Source organism: Synechococcus sp. TAK9802, assembly GCF_014279535.1.
Taxonomy (GTDB): Bacteria; Cyanobacteriota; Cyanobacteriia; order PCC-6307; family Cyanobiaceae; genus Parasynechococcus.
In genome coordinates, this window is record NZ_CP047937.1 from 631,870 (window position 1) to 648,371 (window position 16,502).

Annotated in this window: 18 protein-coding genes; 11 read left to right on the plus strand and 7 right to left on the minus strand. The window is 62.1% G+C overall.

What is annotated here, in order from left to right; genetic code table 11:
- Positions 1–25 precede the first annotated feature (25 nt).
- Together SynTAK9802_RS03540 and cutA are read left to right on the plus strand one after the other, a co-directional pair.
- Positions 26–817: a precorrin-6A/cobalt-precorrin-6A reductase gene (locus tag SynTAK9802_RS03540; protein WP_186497981.1), complete on the plus strand. Its 792-nt coding sequence runs from the start codon at positions 26–28 to the stop codon at positions 815–817.
- Positions 810–1,154: a divalent-cation tolerance protein CutA gene (cutA, locus tag SynTAK9802_RS03545; RefSeq protein WP_186497982.1), complete on the plus strand. Its 345-nt coding sequence runs from the start codon at positions 810–812 to the stop codon at positions 1,152–1,154. The genes SynTAK9802_RS03540 and cutA overlap by 8 nt, the downstream gene beginning before the upstream one ends.
- Here the strand turns inward: cutA and SynTAK9802_RS03550 are convergent.
- The 4 genes from SynTAK9802_RS03550 to SynTAK9802_RS03565 form a co-directional block, all read right to left on the minus strand.
- Positions 1,123–2,136 carry an adenosine kinase gene (locus SynTAK9802_RS03550; protein ID WP_186497301.1) on the minus strand — a complete coding sequence of 338 codons (1,014 nt, stop codon included), beginning with the start codon at positions 2,134–2,136 and terminating at the stop codon, positions 1,123–1,125. The genes cutA and SynTAK9802_RS03550 overlap by 32 nt on opposite strands.
- Positions 2,137–2,177: 41 nt before the next feature.
- Positions 2,178–3,497: an adenylosuccinate synthase gene (locus tag SynTAK9802_RS03555; RefSeq protein WP_170950485.1), complete on the minus strand. Its 1,320-nt coding sequence runs from the start codon at positions 3,495–3,497 to the stop codon at positions 2,178–2,180.
- Positions 3,498–3,582: 85 nt separating this feature from the next.
- Entirely contained in the window at positions 3,583–4,008 is a 426-nt protein-coding gene (gene psb27, locus SynTAK9802_RS03560; RefSeq protein WP_186497302.1) for a photosystem II protein Psb27, read from the minus strand.
- 24 nt (positions 4,009–4,032) lie between these two features.
- Positions 4,033–5,814, minus strand: a complete 1,782-nt coding sequence (locus SynTAK9802_RS03565) for a proline--tRNA ligase (RefSeq protein WP_186497303.1) — start codon at positions 5,812–5,814, stop codon at positions 4,033–4,035.
- Between the two features lie 207 nt (positions 5,815–6,021).
- On the opposite strand from SynTAK9802_RS03565, the gene SynTAK9802_RS03570 reads away from it, so the two are divergent.
- From SynTAK9802_RS03570 to SynTAK9802_RS03590, 5 genes are all read left to right on the plus strand, one after another.
- Positions 6,022–6,426, plus strand: a complete 405-nt coding sequence (locus tag SynTAK9802_RS03570; RefSeq protein ID WP_255487835.1) for a resolvase — start codon at positions 6,022–6,024, stop codon at positions 6,424–6,426.
- A gap of 88 nt (positions 6,427–6,514) precedes the next feature.
- Positions 6,515–6,775, plus strand: coding sequence for a hypothetical protein (locus tag SynTAK9802_RS03575; RefSeq protein WP_186497305.1), 261 nt, complete (start codon positions 6,515–6,517; stop codon positions 6,773–6,775).
- Complete coding sequence (locus SynTAK9802_RS03580; protein WP_115132120.1) at positions 6,717–7,226, plus strand: inorganic diphosphatase; 510 nt, start codon at positions 6,717–6,719, stop codon at positions 7,224–7,226. The genes SynTAK9802_RS03575 and SynTAK9802_RS03580 overlap by 59 nt, the downstream gene beginning before the upstream one ends.
- 69 nt (positions 7,227–7,295) lie before the next feature.
- The gene (locus SynTAK9802_RS03585) at positions 7,296–7,655 is read left to right on the plus strand and encodes a 2Fe-2S iron-sulfur cluster-binding protein (RefSeq protein WP_186497306.1); all 360 of its coding nucleotides are present in this window, start codon (positions 7,296–7,298) and stop codon (positions 7,653–7,655) included.
- A gap of 3 nt (positions 7,656–7,658) precedes the next feature.
- The gene (locus SynTAK9802_RS03590; RefSeq protein WP_186497308.1) at positions 7,659–8,021 is read left to right on the plus strand and encodes an arsenate reductase family protein; all 363 of its coding nucleotides are present in this window, start codon (positions 7,659–7,661) and stop codon (positions 8,019–8,021) included.
- On the opposite strand, the gene SynTAK9802_RS03595 is transcribed toward SynTAK9802_RS03590, so the two are convergent.
- Positions 7,984–9,489 carry a hypothetical protein gene (locus SynTAK9802_RS03595; protein WP_186497310.1) on the minus strand — a complete coding sequence of 502 codons (1,506 nt, stop codon included), beginning with the start codon at positions 9,487–9,489 and terminating at the stop codon, positions 7,984–7,986. The two genes, SynTAK9802_RS03590 and SynTAK9802_RS03595, sit on opposite strands and share 38 nt — an antisense overlap.
- Before the next feature lie 78 nt (positions 9,490–9,567).
- On the opposite strand from SynTAK9802_RS03595, the gene lepB reads away from it, so the two are divergent.
- Complete coding sequence (gene lepB / locus SynTAK9802_RS03600) at positions 9,568–10,233, plus strand: signal peptidase I (RefSeq protein ID WP_186497984.1); 666 nt, start codon at positions 9,568–9,570, stop codon at positions 10,231–10,233.
- Here the strand turns inward: lepB and SynTAK9802_RS03605 are convergent.
- Positions 10,223–11,488 carry a dihydroorotase gene (locus SynTAK9802_RS03605; RefSeq protein ID WP_186497312.1) on the minus strand — a complete coding sequence of 422 codons (1,266 nt, stop codon included), beginning with the start codon at positions 11,486–11,488 and terminating at the stop codon, positions 10,223–10,225. The genes lepB and SynTAK9802_RS03605 overlap by 11 nt on opposite strands.
- A gap of 4 nt (positions 11,489–11,492) precedes the next feature.
- Entirely contained in the window at positions 11,493–12,821 is a 1,329-nt protein-coding gene (locus tag SynTAK9802_RS03610; protein WP_186497314.1) for a histidine phosphatase family protein, read from the minus strand.
- 76 nt (positions 12,822–12,897) lie between these two features.
- Here SynTAK9802_RS03610 and SynTAK9802_RS03615 point away from each other — a divergent pair, with 76 nt between their 5' ends.
- Genes SynTAK9802_RS03615 through SynTAK9802_RS03625 form a run of 3 tightly spaced genes read left to right on the plus strand, consistent with a single transcriptional unit; the run spans position 12,898 to position 16,457 of the window.
- The gene (locus SynTAK9802_RS03615; protein ID WP_186497316.1) at positions 12,898–14,160 is read left to right on the plus strand and encodes a CPBP family intramembrane glutamic endopeptidase; all 1,263 of its coding nucleotides are present in this window, start codon (positions 12,898–12,900) and stop codon (positions 14,158–14,160) included.
- A 3-nt stretch (positions 14,161–14,163) separates the two neighbouring features.
- The gene (locus SynTAK9802_RS03620) at positions 14,164–14,652 is read left to right on the plus strand and encodes a hypothetical protein (protein WP_255487836.1); all 489 of its coding nucleotides are present in this window, start codon (positions 14,164–14,166) and stop codon (positions 14,650–14,652) included.
- Entirely contained in the window at positions 14,652–16,457 is a 1,806-nt protein-coding gene (locus tag SynTAK9802_RS03625) for a penicillin-binding protein 2 (protein WP_186497318.1), read from the plus strand. Before SynTAK9802_RS03620 ends, SynTAK9802_RS03625 begins: the two co-directional genes overlap by 1 nt.
- Positions 16,458–16,502 lie beyond the last annotated feature (45 nt).

Genomic DNA, 16,502 nt, shown 5'->3' on the forward strand with positions numbered 1-16,502 from the left:
TGAGCTGGTGTCGGCGCACATCCTGATGCAAGGCCCCGCGATTGACCAGCGTCGTGTCCTGCTGCTGGCTGGAACCGGTGATGGGCCGCGCTTGGTGAAGGAGCTCTCCCGCCGCCATTGGCGTGTGAGCGTGAGTGTGGTGACGGCAACTGCAGCGAAGGCCTACGCGGGATTGCCGGTGGAGCGCATCTCGATTGGTGCCCTGCAGGGCATTGGCGGAATCAAGGCAGCCCTGCATCAGACCGGCCCTTGCCGTTGGGTGGTGGATGCCACGCATCCTTTTGCGGCTCAGATCAGCCATGACCTGGTCACGGCCTGTGCGGATCTCGGCCAACCGCTGCTGCGTTTTGAGCGTCGCCTTGAACCGCTGGGGGCGGCCTCTCTCCTGGCTAATGCCGATGCATTGGCGGCCCAACCGCTCCAGGGCCAACGCCTGCTGCTGGCCATTGGAGGCCGTCATCTTCCGGCCTTGACTGCTGCTGTCTGCCGCGCCGGAGCCATCCCCTATGGCCGTGCGCTTCCATCCCCCGATGGAGTGCGCGCCGCCTTGCGGGCAGGTCTACCCCCGGATCACCTGGCCGTGGTGCGCCCTCTGCAAGGGGAGGTGCCGGGGGCGATCGAGCGGTCTCTTTGCCGTCGCTGGGGCATTGGCGTGGTGCTCTGCCGCCAGTCCGGTGGTGTGACGGAACAGCTCTGGCATCAACTCACCACAGATCTGGGGCTGAGATTGCTGCTGTTGCGGCGTCCCTTCCCCCCCGACGGGATGGAATGCGTCGAGGATGTCAGCAGCCTGATGGACCGGCTTGAGCGTGATTGAAGCGAGTGGGCTCGTGCTGGCCCTCACCACGGAAGCGAACGCTAAGCGCGCCCAACAGCTGGCAGAGGCCTTGCTGGACCGCCATCTCGTGGCCTGTGTGTCCATCCACCCCGTTCAGTCGTTCTATCGCTGGGAGGGGTCGCTGCAGACGTCCCATGAGGTCCAACTGCTAATCAAGACCTCACCTCAGCATGTAGACGCGCTGCGCTTGGCCGTCTCCGAGCTGCACAGCTACGACACCCCCGAGTGGTTGTGCTGGCCGGTGACTGCATCACCGGCCTATGGGGCCTGGGCCATCGCTGAGCTCAGTTCAGATGCGTCTCCGCCAGCTGCTTGAGGGAGACCTGGGATCGAGCCCCCAGTTGGGTCACAATCTGGCCGGCGCAGAGGGCTCCGAGCTCACCACAGCGCTCCAGTGACTCGCCCTGGGTGAAGCCATGCAGAAATCCCCCGGCATAGAGGTCGCCTGCTCCCGTGGTGTCCACCAGATCTCCCAGGCCGAAGATGCCGATATCCCAGCGCTGGTCTCCACTCAGCACGACGGACCCCTGGGCACCACGGGTGATTGCAATCACTGAGCAGCAGCCGCGCACCCGCTCGAGGGCCTGGTCGAAATCGTCGGTCTCGTAGAGCGACTGAATTTCAACGTCATTGGCGAACAGCACATCGACGTGGCCATTCACCAGCTCGAGAAAACTTGCTCTGTGCCGATCCACACAGAAGCCGTCTGAGAGAGAAAGAGCCACCTTTCCGCCTGCTTCACGGCAGGCTTCGGCTGCGGCGATGAAGGCCCGTTTGGCGGCTGGACTGTCCCAGAGGTAGCCCTCCAGGTAAAGCACCTTGGCCTGTTTGACCATGGAGAGGTCGAGATCCTCGGGCTCCAATTGGGTGGACGCCCCCAGGAAGGTGCACATGGTGCGCTCGGCATCGGGCGTGACGTAAATCAGGCAGCGCGCCGTTGTGGCTCCACTGGTGGCTGCTGGGGTCTCAAAGCGTGCACCAACGGCCTTAATGTCATGGCTGAAAGTGCTGCCGAGCTGGTCATCCCGGACGCGGCCGATGAAGCCAGCGCGTCCGCCGAGCTGCGCGATGCCCACCATCGTGTTGGCGACCGATCCACCGGAGGTCTCGAGGCCCGTTCCACTGGCCTTGTAGAGAGCTTCGGCCTGTTGTTCATCGATCAGCGCCATGCCCCCTTTCTGGAGGCCGTGTTCAGCGATGAAACCGTCGTCCGTCTGCACCAGAACGTCAACGATGGCGTTGCCGATGCCAACGACATCGAGACTGCAGTCGCTGGGGAAACGGGTCTCTGATGACATCGGGGCGTGGAAAGCAGCCCCGAAGTATGAACGTCAGCGGCTCAGGCGCTCAACAGGGCTCGTTTGGGGCCATGGATCGGATCTTCGACAACGATGGTCTGATCACGGCTGGCCCCCAGTGAGACAATGGCGATCGGCACTTCCATCAGATCAGCGAGGAAGCGCAGGTAATCCATGGCTGGCTTGGGGAGATCCTCAAGGCTGCGGCATTCCTCGGTGGAGCACTGCCAGCCAGGCAGTGTTTCGAAGATGGGTTTGCACTGGGCGAAGTCATCGGCGCTGCTGGGGAAGTGCTCGATTCGCTCGCCGTTGAGTTCATAGGCCACGCAGACCTGAATTTCGTCCAGTTCGTCCAGCACATCCAGCTTGGTCACGGCCAGACAGTCCAAGCCGTTGACCTGTACGGCGTAGCGACCGATCACGCCGTCAAACCAGCCACAGCGCCTCTGGCGGCCCGTGGTGGTACCGAATTCGCCACCCCGCTCCGTGAGCTGGTCATTCAGGCTTCCGCTCAGCTCAGTGGGGAAGGGGCCTTCACCCACGCGGGTGGTGTAGGCCTTGGCAACGCCGATGACGCGGTCAATCAGGGTTGGGCCCACGCCTGCACCGATGCAGGCCCCGCCGGAAACGGGGTTGGAGGATGTGACGTAGGGGTAGGTGCCGTGGTCCAGGTCCAGCAGCGTGCCCTGGGCACCTTCGAACAGGATGTTCTTGCGATCTCGCGCTGCCTGATGAATCGTCTGGGTGCACTCCACCACGTGGGGGGCGAGGCGCTTGCCGTATCCCAGATATTCCTGGATGACGTCTTCGGCGTTCAGGGGTTCAACGCCGTAAATGGTCTGAAGAAGTTCATTCTTCTCCTGCAGTGGGCCTTCAAGGCGATCCCTCAGCCGCTGTTCGTCCAGCAGGTCGATCACACGGATGCCACTGCGCTGCGACTTGTCGGCGTAGGTGGGGCCGATTCCACGGCCTGTGGTTCCGATCCGTCGTGCTCCCCGCTGCTTCTCCATAGCCTGGTCGAGCAGGCGGTGGTAGGGCATCGTCACGTGGGCTGTGGATGCCAGGCGAAGCCCTGAAATATCAATGTCGTTGGCGATGAGCATGTCCAGCTCACCGAGCATCACCTTGGGATCCACCACCGTGCCGGATCCGATCAGACAGATCGTGTCGGGATAGAGGATTCCAGAGGGAATCAGGTGCAGCTTGAGCACACGATCGTCAACAACGATCGTGTGGCCTGCATTCACACCACCCTGATAGCGAACCACCACATCGGCGGAGCGGCTCAGGAGATCGGTGATCTTTCCTTTTCCCTCGTCACCCCACTGCGCTCCGATGACGACAACGTTGGCCAAGAACACGGCGGCCCGAAGCCGCAGATCTGCACAATCCGCGAGTATCTCAGATCTCGGGTGGCCTCGTCAAAACCGAGCTGGTTTCGGGGGCTCAGCTGCCCCGGAGCACTGATTTCTCAGCCTTGTTGAGTTCCTTGGCGATGCGGTCATGCAGCGCTTCCGGCAGGGGGCGATTGGCGTAAGAGGCGTAATGACCAGCCAGAGAGTTCAGCGCGGTCTGCATCGTGGTGAAGGAGCTGAGTCCGTTCACACGGGGCTGGGGCCGATAACGGGACATGTAGTCGTTGATCAAGGCCCGGGCGTCGGCTTCAGCTTCAGCGTGGGTGGGATCGTCCTGAGGCAGGTCGATCACCGTAAGCAGCGTGCGGGAGACCGCCACGGTGTCTTCCACGTAGTCGCCGCTCAGACGAGCTTCAGCGTCCCCACTGCATGCCGTCAGGAGGAGACATAACCCGAGGCCAAGGGCAACGGCGGCCCGGCTGAGAGGGCGAAGCAGGCGTGTCAGTGCGGAGAGCATGAAACCCTTCAGTGTCGTTCAACTTTAGGGGTGGATTGCATTGATCAGGCAGGTCACAGCCTCAGCGTGGGGAAGCTTTTGCACCTCGCGGTCGCTGCGGCACACCAGTTCAACGGTGCCCTCGCTGGCGTCGCGTCCCACCACGATCCGCCAAGGGATGCCGATCAGATCCGCGTCTTTGAACTTGACGCCGGCGCGTTCCTTGCGGTCGTCGATCAGCACATCCACCCCAGCGTTCTGAAGCTCCGAGTAGAGCGCTTCCCCCAGCTGGGCCTGGGTCTCGTCCTGGATGTTGGCCACGACCACGATCGCCTCGAAGGGGGCGATGGCCGTCGGCCAGCAGATGCCGCTGTCATCGTGATGCTGCTCGACGGCAGCCTGTGCCAATCGCGAAACGCCGATGCCGTAGCACCCCATCCAGAACGGTTCGGTCTTGCCGTTCTCGTTGGTGAAACGGCTCTCCATGGCCTCGGAATATTTCCGGCCCAACTGAAAAATGTGGCCGACTTCGATGCCTCTTTTTTCCGTCAGTCGTGATTCCGGGTTGTGTTGGCAAACGTCGCCGGCCCGTGCATTACGCAGATCCAGGCTGGTCGGCTTCTGCCCGATGGCCGTCCAGCTGGTGTTGAAACGGTGCAGATCGGGCGTGTTGGCACCACAGATGAAGCTGCCGAGTTCGCTGGCGGTTTCATCTGCCAGACGCAGGAATGTTGGCTCCCAGGTCTTGGCTCCCTTCAGAACGTCATCGGAGAGGTCGGGCCCGATCGATCCAAAGGGGAGCGGATCAATCTGCTGACGGTTGTTGTCCTCTGGTGTGATCGGGCGGCAATCGAGAACACCCTTGTTGAGGGTTCGGCTGACCGCGTTCACGACCTTTGTGGGATTGAGCTCCTGGTCACCACGGAGGCTCACCAACAGCGGTTGGAGGGTCTCATCGTCCAGGGTCGCCACAAACAGCAGCACCTTCACCACCTGGCTCGGATCCCAGCCTTTGGCGTCGCAGAGGCTTTCGATGCTGCCCAAGCCAGGGGTTGGAATCGACTCCTCCGGGCCGTCGGGAAGAGGAGATGCGGCGGATGGGATCGAAACAGCCTTCTCTTGGTTGGCGGCGTATTGGCCGTCATCGCTGATCAGGATCAGGTCTTCCCCGGCATCCGCCGTCACCATGAACTCCTGGGAGGCGGCGCCGCCGATCGCTCCGCTATCGGCATCGACAGGGACGGCATCCAGGCCACAACGTTCAAAGATGCGGCGGTAGGCCTGATCCATCACGCCATAGGTCTCGCGCAGATCCGCTTCGCTGGCATGGAAGGAATACGCGTCCTTCATGATGAATTCGCGGCCTCGCATCAGGCCAAAGCGGGGACGGATCTCGTCGCGAAATTTGGTCTGGATTTGATAGAGGTTCACCGGGAGCTGCCGGTATGACCTCAGCAGCTCCCCTGCCAGGCTGGTGATCACCTCTTCATGGGTAGGACCAAGCCCCAGTTCTCTGCCCTGGCGGTCTTCGAGGTGGAACATGATCCCCTCGCCAGCGGTGTAGCCCTGCCAACGCCCGCTCTTCTGCCAGAGCTCAGCAGGGTGCAGCTGCGGCAGCAGGGTTTCCTGGGCGCCGGCGCGGTTCATCTCCTCGCGCACCACGGCGGTGATCTTTTGCAGCACCCTCCACATCAAGGGGAGGTAGGCGTAGATCCCTGATCCCACGCGACGGATATATCCGGCCCTGAGAAGCAACTGATGCGAGGTGATCTCCGCTTCGGCGGGAACATCCCGAAGCGTCACCAGCAGCAGGCGGGAGACGCGCATCAATCGCAACAAAATGGGATTTGGAAGTTATCACCGCTTCGGAGGCATGCCGATCGTGGAAGTGTCTGTTTTGCTGGGATTCCTCTGGGCGCCCTGAGTCTCGACTGCTACCGTCCAGCTCAATCCAGCCTGTCCTAGGCCCGTCTCATGTTTCCTCGGTCTGTTGAATCTGTGGCGACAAGCGTTCAACAAGCGACCGAACTTTCCATGGATCCGGCCCATGCGTCAGCTCAAGCCGAGGCCCTGGTGGGGATCGACGACGTTCAGAAATCCCTGAACCGCTCCCGCGCTTCGGTGTATCGCTACACCAACACAGACCCACGCAACCTCAACCCTCCGTTCAACCCCCGCAAGCTGAACCCGGAGTACCGCAGCGATCAGAAAGATCCGCTGATGTTCCACCCCAATGAGGTGGCGCGCTTCGCCAAAGATGTTCTCCGCATCAAAGAAGTCACTGTTGAGGTGCTGAACTCTCCATCAACGGCGACCCAGCAAATCCTGGGATCGATCCTTGAGGAGCTTCGGCTGATCCGTACCCATCTCGAGGCGAATGGGGCATCCACTTCTGATCTGAGCGCACGACTCGACCAGCAGGACCGGCCCGCTGCTTAATGATCGGTGCGCCCTGCATTTGGCAGTGACAGAATGAGTTCAACAATGTTGTGATCGGAAGAGGGAGCTTTTCAAGCCCCCCCGTTTTATGGCCTCAGATGTTCCCCACCCGTCTCACGACGACGCCATCGCGTCTTCGGAGGCGGATGAGCCGTTCAGTCGTCGCGCCTCGTTGACGGCCATCAAAGGACTGCTGATTGCTGTTGTCAGTTTCAGTGCTCCCCTTGTGGCTGTGATCACGGACCGAACCTTCCCTTCTCCGCGACTGATCCCCACCGCCTCGGATCGGCATGGATCTCCATCAGCTTCCCCCGTCACCTTCGCCAGGCTTGGTGAATCTCATCGTTGAGATTCCGGCAGGAAGCAGAAACAAATACGAGTACTCCGCCGAAGCCGGCGTGATGGTTCTGGATCGGGTGATGCACTCCTCGGTGCGTTACCCCTTTGATTACGGCTTCATCCCCAACACGCTGGCGGAGGATGGATCTCCTCTCGACGCCATGGTGATCATGGCTGAACCCACGTTTGCTGGTTGCCTGATCAAGGCTCGCCCCATCGGCGTGTTGGACCTCCACGACAAGGATGTTTACGACGGGAAGATTCTCTGTGTCCCGGACGCAGACCCACGTCAGGACGAGATCCGAAGCATTCGTCAGATCGCTGCCTCCCAGCTGGAGGATGTCGCGGAATTCTTCAGGACTTACCGCACGTTGCAGGGCAGCGTCGTATCGATTGATGGATGGCGCGACCTCGATGCGGTTCAGCCGTTGCTTGATTCCTGCATCAATGCAGCCGATTGATCTCAGGGAAGAGCCCCTTGATCAGGCCGGATGCTTGTAAGTTGGTGCGCACTGAGATTTGCGGAACCCGTGCCCACCATCCGATTCGAGCAGGAAGGCCAGCAGGTTGGTTGCATCGAGGGCGCAAATCTGCGTAAGGCTGCACTTGATGCGGGCGTCAACCCTTACAAGAGTCTCAACAACCTCAACAACTGCAGCGGTGTTGGTCAGTGCGGCACCTGCGTGATGGAGGTGCTGGAAGGGCAGGCCAACCTTTCCCCCCGCAGCGATGTTGAAGAGGTCTATCTGTCCGATCGTCCTGCCAACTTCCGCCTGAGCTGCCGCACCACAGTGTTTGGTGATGTCACCGTTCGCACCCGCCCCGCTGAAGGTGTGGGCCGCGGCTCCAACAGCCTCGTTGGTGCGATCAAATCCCTGTTCGGCCGCTGAGCCTTGTCCGGAACCCTTCAGGTTTACAGCTACAACCGCTGTAGCACCTGTCGAAAGGCATTGGCCTGGCTCACTGAGCGAGGCATTGCCCATGAGGTGCATGACATCACCCTGACTCCACCGTCCAAGGAGATGCTGGTGGCCGCTCACCAATCCCTCGGCGATAGGAAGCTGTTGTTCAACACCAGCGGCCAGAGCTACCGCGCCATGGGCGCGGCTGCAGTGAAGGCGCTTTCGGATGACGAGGCTCTCGAGGCCTTGGCTGCCGATGGGAAGTTGATCAAACGTCCGTTCGTGGAGGTGAATTCCTCGACTTACCTCACCGGCTTCAAGCCTGATCTTTGGGAATCTGCACTCCAGGGCTGAAGTTCAAGCCATCCAATTCGCTGATCAGGGCGTCCACATCGCCTTGGTCGCGGATCTGACGGAAGCTTGAGCGTTTGATCTCTTCCAAAAGGGCGACCAGCAGATCCTGGCTGCGGCTCAGCACAGGCCCCTGTTCCAGGGTGTGGGCCAGCTCCTCCCAGAGCCGATCCAAGGCCTCGGATCCAAGTGATTCCAGAACAGGGTCCCGCTGTCCGATGCGGTTTCCGGCTCCCTTGGACAGGTCGAGCACGGAGGTCACCATGCTTTCTGCCAGCTGGCGGCTGAATTCCGATTCGGCGTTTTGCAGTCCAGGCAGTCGCCGCAGGGCATCCGGCACCACGTTCCGGTCCAAGCTTTGCTGCACCAGATGGCTGATCACGGCTTGCAGTTGCGGTCGCATGGCCGGGCCAATGCGGGTGAGCAGAAGGGGAAGCCACAACCGCAGCAGCTCGATCACCTCCCGCTCATCGTTCAGATCACTGCTCTGGTGGCTGCAGAGTCTGCGAACCCTCTCCGGCAGCTGTGGTGATCGAATCAGTTGCTGCAGAGCATCGACCACCCTGACAGCGATCACTTCAAACAGCTCCACAGCCAACAGGGCCACCACGCCGCGGCTGATCACGGCACGCAGCGGTTCGAGTTGCAGGAGGCCCGCTCCGCAAAGCCGTTCTGTGACCGGAACCACCCGGAGCCAGCGCGCAAACGGCAGCAGCAGAGGAAGGTCGATCCAGCGACGTAACAGGGCATCGCGCCAGCGGATCGCTGGATAGCGCTGTTTCAGGCGCCAGGCACGCAGAAGAATGTCGAGCAGAAACAGCAGTTGAAATGGCGTGTCGATGCGCCAGCTCAAATCGCTGGGGCGCCCGTTTTCATCGATGCTTCGCCAGTAGTTGCTTTCCACCAGCGGCAGGATCTGCTGGCTCCAGAACTGACGCTCCTGGCTCCAGGGGGAGCGTTCCAGATGCTCGGGACTCAGGAGAAGCTTGGCGGAGTCACGGGCTGATTCCAGGCCGGTGCGAGCGCGCAGTCGGTTCTTGAATTTCTCAAGGGCGCCGGCTTGGCCTGAACTGATGAACGGATTGCTGTCCATCAGCGCTGTGGTGAGTACCACCTGGTGCTGCAGCAGATCGTTGCTTCCCGCCGTGCGCGGGCCGTTTTGTTGCAGGGCCCGATCCAGGGCGGTGTAGGCCTTGAGGTAAGCCTCGGTGTCGCGATGGGGTTCGATGCCCTTGAGGGGATCCAGCCACGGGGTGATGTCCGGCAGCCAGGGCAGGGGAACCACCAGGGGAAGCGATGGCACCGGATACAGATTGCGTTGCAGCCAGAAGTTGCGCAGGGGGATGTAGGTGAGGTCGATGGCGACCCAGGTGAGATTGACTGCGGCGATGACAGCAATGGCCTGGTCCCACCGCCGCCAGCTGAACAGGCCGTGTTGGGGCTTGAGGGCTTGCCAGCGTGGACGGATCATGGGGCCTGCAGGCTCCCCCTATCGTGGGTCGAAAGATTGAGCCTGCCCACATTGAACGCGGAGAGAGAACCTTCCGATGTGAAGGGCAGGGTCAGCGCGATCTGGGAGTTCTGGGCCCCTTTTCTGTTCACGGTTTCGCTGTATCTCCTGCTCCGGCAGTTCGCCTTTGAAGCCCGCTACATCCCTTCGGGATCGATGCTGCCGGGGCTTCAGGTGGGCGACAAGTTGATCGTCGAGAAGCTGTCCTACCGCTCCCGACCCCCTCAGCGGGGGGAGATCGTTGTGTTCAATTCCCCCAGTGCCTTTGATCCCATTTGGAAATTGGAGGGGGGACAGCCCAATCCACTGAAGTGCGGCTTCGTTACCTTCCCGGGCATCAGCTGGGTTGTGGATCGTGTGCTGTTGCAGCGTTATCCCGAATGTGAGGCCTGGATCAAACGGGTGGTGGGTGTTCCTGGTGATGTCGTGGAGGTGAACAGCAGTGGTGCCGTAAGCATCAACGGCACGGCCTTCAACGAGCCTTACGTCACCAATTTCTGCTCCGATCGCGACGGAATGATTGGCTGCAAGGGCCTCTATGCCGTGGTCCCCGAAGGCAACGTTGTTGTTCTGGGCGACAACCGCCGCAACAGCCAGGATGCCCGTCGTTGGCCAGGCGGTCCGTTTTTGCCAGACGATCAGATCATTGGCCGTGCCGTCTTCCGCTTCTGGCCCCCTTCGCGCATCGGTTCGCTCAGCAATTGAGGCCACAGGCCACAACGCGTCCCTGAAGCTCGCGGCCCAGCCAGGGAATGTTGGCGGCACGCGGTGCGCCAGGGGTGTTGCTGCTGATGGTCCAGCGTTGATCGGGATCGAACAGCAGCCAGCGCCGGCTGCCCTGCTCAAGATGTTCAGGGGGCTGGTCGATCAGATCCGAAGGCCCAAAGCTGAGGGCCTGCCAAAGATCTTCCGTGGTCCAGCGGCCCGGCCGCACCAGGGCATTCCACAGCGCAGCAAGCACCACATGGTGGCCGCTGAGGCCTGCGGGGTGTTGGTCGCCCGGCAACAGCATGTCCTCAGCATCCAGAGGAACAGCATGCACAGCCACGGCAGTGATCGTTCGCTGCTGAACGGCCTGGATCAACTGCTCGCGATCGTCCGGGCCACCGAGGGAGGGGCAGACGCGCCAGCCTGGATCGCTGCTGGCCAGCATGCTGCGGTCGGTGAGGAGATGCCACCAGCTCACGCTGCTCAGGGGCGGGAACTCGCAGCCTGAAAGCTGCTGCACCGCTGCTGCTGTGGAGAGGTTCATCAGCCGCAGCTGTCGTTCCGGATGGCGTTGATGCAGCAGCAGCAACTGGCTGAGGGGAATGGTCTCGCTGGTGATTGGATCTGCTGGCCACCCGGCCCGCAGCGTCTCCACGCCTTCCCGCACCAGCCCCTCCCCCTGCAGCGCGGGATCCCGGGGTGCCACGAGCACTGGGAATCCCCCCATCTCTCCGAGCAGCAGTCCCCGTTCCAGCAACGGGGTTGGAACCACGGCGTCATCATCCGCCAGTCCGATGGCACCGTGTTCGAGAAGATCGCCGTGGGGGGCGAGTTCATCCGCTTTGCCGCCGCGGCTGAAGCCTCCCCAAAGGTGCAGACGAACCGTTGCTGTTTGATCCTGCTCGAGGCTGAATCCCTGGAGCCGCTCCGGACAGTCGCGCCAGCTGCTGCTGCGGGGAAGCAGGCCAATCTGGCCATAGCCCCCTGCGGCGGCACAGTGGCGCAGGCTCACGGCTGTTTCTTGATCGCCACTGAAGGGGGTCTCAAGGATCGAATGGGGATCCACCAGGCAGGGGGCGACGAGTTGATCCGGTGCTGGGCTGGCCTTGATGCCCAGGCCCAAGGCCTGCTGCCGGGCTTCGTCGTCAAAGCCGACGAGCACCCCCTGGTTGATCAAGACTGCACCGAGCTGCACTGAATGTCCGGGGCCACGCAGAACGCGCACCGGATCCAGCAGCAAGGTGTCGTTCATGACGTCAGAGAGCGCCTGCTGCCGTGCGGTCAATCACGCTTCCGAAGTGGGAGGTGAGGTTGAGGCAGGTCACCACTGCAGGCTGGCCTGGATCGGCGGCGATGTCGACCACCGTGACACCACCGTTGCCTTGTTTGACGGCCCAGATGTCGGCGGGGGTCAGCCCCAACAGCTCGCAGAGGATCGTTTTGTTGACGGCGTCGTGAGCTACCACCAGCACCGTTTCCTCAGGCTTCAGCTCGGCAGCGATCTCTCCCCAGCTCCGGACGGAACGGGCCCACACGTCCTGAATGGTTTCCCCTTCAGGCATCTGCACGGTTTCCGGAGCCCGTTTCCAGGTGTCCAGCAGCTCCGACCAGTCCTCTCGGATTTCGGATTCGAGCTTGCCTTCCCAGACTCCGTGTCCGATCTCCACCAGTCCGTCGATCTGGGTCAGGGGCACATCGGGATGGGCCTCGAGAATGATCTGGGCCGTTTCGGTTGGACGCGACAGCGTGCTGCTCCAGGCCCGATCGATGGGGATGTCTTTGAGGAAATCGCGGGCGGCCGCGGCTTGACGGCGACCGTTCTCATTCAGCGGAATATCGATCTGCCCTTGGAAGCGCCCGGCTTTGTTCCAGTCGGTTTCGCCATGGCGCACCAAAATCAGCCTGGCGTTTTTGCCCTTCTCCGGCAGCGGTTGCAGGTGTGTGGTGCTGTTCAGGCATTCGATCTGCACCTGGGGTCCGTTGTTTCCTGGCCGGATGTTGAAGACCGAAAGGGAGGTGTTGTCGACGCGGAGACGCCGGAAGCCGTTGTCGGGTTCCCCGAGCAGCACCAGCATCAGGCAGCGCAGGATGGCGTTGTGGGCCACCACCAGCACCGTGTCGTTGCCGGTGGCTGGATGGCGCTCCAACAGCGTGCTGATGAAGCCCCGCGCCTGTTCCATCAGCTCAGGCAGTGGCTTGTAGCTCGAACCATCACGGCGCTGGAGCTCCAGCTCCATGGGCCGCTGCTTCCAGATCTTGTAGGCCTCCGTTGAGCCTTGCATCAGCTCGTCGATGGTCTGGCCGGACCAGGGCTCAAGATCCACTTCCAGCAGTCCGTCATCAAAGACGGGATCTGGGGCCTGGCCACCTTGGGTCTCCAGCAGGCTCGCCGTCGTCGCAGCCGCCCGCTGCAGGGGGGAGCTGTAGACGGCCTGGATGCTCACATCCTGAAGCGAGCGGCCCAGGGCCCGGGCCTGCTCATGCCCTTCCTCGCTGAGGTTCGAGAGATCATCGCGGCCCTGGATCCGCCGTTCCTTGTTGAAACTGCTGAGACCGTGGCGGACCAGAAGAAGACGAAGGGGCACGGTTCAGCGTCAGGGCGCGGCCATCGTATGGAAGCGGCCTTTCGGGGGGACAATCGTGGGCAGTTGAAGCCCGCTGGTGCCCAGTTCCCCACAACCGGTTTCCCCGCGCTGGAAGGGACTTCTGGCGGCCTTGTCCCTCGCTTTGGCCGGTTTCATCTGGTTGTCGGGCTTGATGGACAGCCTCTCGCGACCTTCGGTGGCACCGGCCCTGAGCCTTCAACAGCAGGAGCTGACGCTTCTGGCTGAACCAGCGGTGCCGCCCCCGTTGCGGCACGCTCTCCTGGGGGAGTCGCAGCGGGATGCGCTGCTCAAGGCCCTGGAGGGCATCAGCCCAGAGGCGCGCAATGAGCGGCAGCAACAGATGCTTCTGTTGTTGAAGGACCAAGGTTCCGCATCCGCGGAGCTCGATCGTCAAGACGACGACCCATTGCTCCAGCAGCTGCATTGCGAAGCGGGCGCCTCTGATCCGACGCTCTGTATCGATGCTGTAGCCGCGGGGCAAGCGGCGTTCCGTTTGGCCGTCAGCACGGTGCTGCCCCTGGTGACAGCCCTGCTCGGTGGACTGTTGCTGCTTGGTCAGGCCTGGCGTCTGCTGCGAGGTCGGCTGATGGCCTGGCCCGATGTTCAGGGGCCGGAGCTGACCCTGGTTGATATGGCCCTGCTGGTGGCCGGTGGCTTTGTGGTGATCAGTGCCGTTGGCGTTCCGCTGGTGGCGTTTCCCTTGGTGGGTGCACTGACGGCGGGGCTGGGCAGCCCTCGTCGTGAAGCCGTCAGTGTGGTGATCAACTACGGCGTGATGGCCCTGCCGAGCCTGCTGATCCTGTGGCGGCAACTGCGCTCGTTGCCCATGGAAAGGGCGCCGCTGGGGGGGTGGATGCAGTGGCGCGTGCGTCCGCTGCTTTCAGCTCTGCGGGATGCCCTGGCGGGATGGTTGATGGTGACGCCGGTGGTGATGCTCACGGGGTGGTTGCTCGTGCGCCTGGTAGGTGATCCCGGGGGCAGCAATCCGCTGTTGGAGTTGGTGCTCGGCAGCCGTGATCCGCTTGCCCTGGCCTTGCTTGCGCTCACTGCGGTTGTGCTGGCGCCACTGTTCGAGGAAACGATTTTCCGCGGTGCCTTGCTGCCGGTGTTGGCGATGCGACTCGGTCCCCTCCCGGGGGTCCTGCTCAGTGGCCTGTTGTTTGCCATGGCCCACATCAGTGTTGGCGAGTTGGCGCCGCTTACGGTGTTGGGGATTGGGCTTGGTTTGGTGCGGCTGCGCAGCGGACGCCTGTGGCCCTCGGTGCTGATGCATGGGCTCTGGAATGCCGTGACGTTCGTGAACCTGCTGCTCCTCTGAACCTTGCCCCGCCTTTCTGCAGGTGGTTCACTGGCCTATTCGCCTGTGATCCCGGTGGTTGCCGCTCCGGAACAGCGTGCATCGACCACAGCTTTCGAGCTGATTCAAGGGTCACTGTCCTCCGGACGCATTGCACGACGCTCGCCTCTTCTTGGGGGGCTCCATCGCCTGATGGACGGCACGCTGCTGGGCTTGATTGCGGCGGTTGCCGTTCTTGCTGGTCTCACGCTGCACTGGCAGCATCGCTGGACTGTGGCCTTTCGCCTGCTGGAGGCAACCCGAACCCAGGCGCACCGGTTGACCGAATCAACCGCTGTGATGGAACAGCATCTGTTGCTGCGGTCTCAGCAGCCCAACCGCCTGGTGCCAACGCAGGTGGCCAATCTGGTGCATCTTGATCGCCCTGCTCTGGGCGCGTTGCAAGCGTCCGCCTCCTCTCCCATGGCATCGCTCCAGGCCCTGGGGAATCAGCCCATCCGGGCGGGCTACTGATGACGCGGGTGTCAGGGCGTCGACCCATCCGTTCGCGCCGCTCCCGCGTGCGGGTCGTTCCCCTGACCCAGGTTCCCCCCAAGCGGCTCTGGATCATCTTCTGGATCCTGGCGGCAGGCTTGCTGGGGCTGGTGGGTCGCATGGCCTGGCTGCAGTTGGTGCAAGCCCCCGACCTGGAGCAGCGTGCCCGTCAGCTGCAAACCCAGCGCACCCAACCCTTGGGGCAACGCCGTCCGATCGTCGATCGCACCGGCCGTTTGGTCGCGATGGATGAAAAGCGGTTCCGGCTCTGGGCCCATCCCCGCTACTTCAACATGCCGGGAGATGCCCCCAACCTTGTCCGCCCTGCCGAAGATGTGGCGGCGTTGTTGGCCGATCCCTTGGCTCGTCCTGCGCCTGCGCTGCTGAGGGCCATGGGAACCCAGGCCTCGGGGATCAAATTGGCTGAGGAGCTGGATCCGGAAACGGCCGATCGCATCCGGGCCCTTGGAATCAGCGGCCTTGATCTGGAGGCCTATCCCCAGCGGGTGTACCCCCAGGCGTCGTTGTTCGCCAACGTGGTGGGTTTTCTCAATGCGGAGCGGCAACCTCAAGCGGGTCTTGAGCAGAGCCGTAATGGGGATCTGGCTCGCCATGAGCAAACCCGATACCTCCGCCGGGGTGCTGATGGCACGCCATTGCCGGCTAACCTCGCCCCGGGAGCCTTCTATGGCGATGATTTACGCCTGCAGCTGACGCTGGATTCCAGGCTTCAGCAGGTGGCCCTCAAAGCTCTTGCTGAGCAGGTTGCCAAGTGGAAAGCCCAGAAGGGCGCCGCAATCGTGATGGATGCCACCAACGGTGAGTTGTTGGTGCTGGCATCTACACCCACCTATGACCCCAACCGCTACTGGGACTTCCCCACGGGGCGGTTTCGTGAATGGTCCGTTCAGGATCTCTATGAACCAGGCTCAACGTTCAAGCCGATCAACCTGGCTCTGGCCCTCCAGGACGGTGCCATTCAGGCCACGGATCGGGTGAATGATGTGGGCAAGTTGATGGTTGGTGGTTGGCCGATCAACAACCACGACAAAAAAGCCCATGGTTTGGTGGATTTCGCCACCGTGCTGCAGGTGTCAAGCAACGTCGGCATGGTCCAGGTCATGCGCCGTCTCGACGACGACGCCTACTGGAACTGGATGGAGCGTCTTGGCATCAATCAGCGTCCTGATACCGACCTCCCTGGAGCGGTGGCTGGTCAGCTCAAGAGCAAGAAGCAGTTCACCAGTCAGCCGATCGAGCCGGCGACGACGGCCTTTGGTCAGGGGTTTTCGCTCACACCGCTCAAGCTGGTGCAGCTCCACGGGATGCTGGCCAACGGTGGCAAGTTGATCAGTCCCCACATCACCCGTGGCTTCCGCTCGGGTGATGCCTTGGCTCCGGCGGCGGCACCCAGTGGTCAGCAGTTGCTGAACCCGGAGGTCACGCGCACGGTGCTTCAGTGGATGGAATCTGTGGTGGATCAGGGCAGTGGCAAGGGTGTGAAAACACCCGGCTACCGAATTGGTGGCAAAACAGGAACGGCGCAGAAGGCCCTCAATGGGATCTATCTCCCAGGAGCCAAGATCTGCAGCTTTGTGGCGACCTTGCCGATTGAGGACCCCCGTTACGTGGTGTTTGTGGTGGTGGATGAGCCCCAAGGTGAGCACGCCTATGGCTCCACCGTGGCCGTTCCTGTCGCCAAAAAGATCATTGATGCCTTACTGGTTGTGGAGCGCATCGCCCCCTCAAAACCTGCTGAATTGAACAAGCTTTTGAACAGCTGACGCATCAAAAAGCGCGGCTACGTTACGGGTATTGAGCCGTCTTAC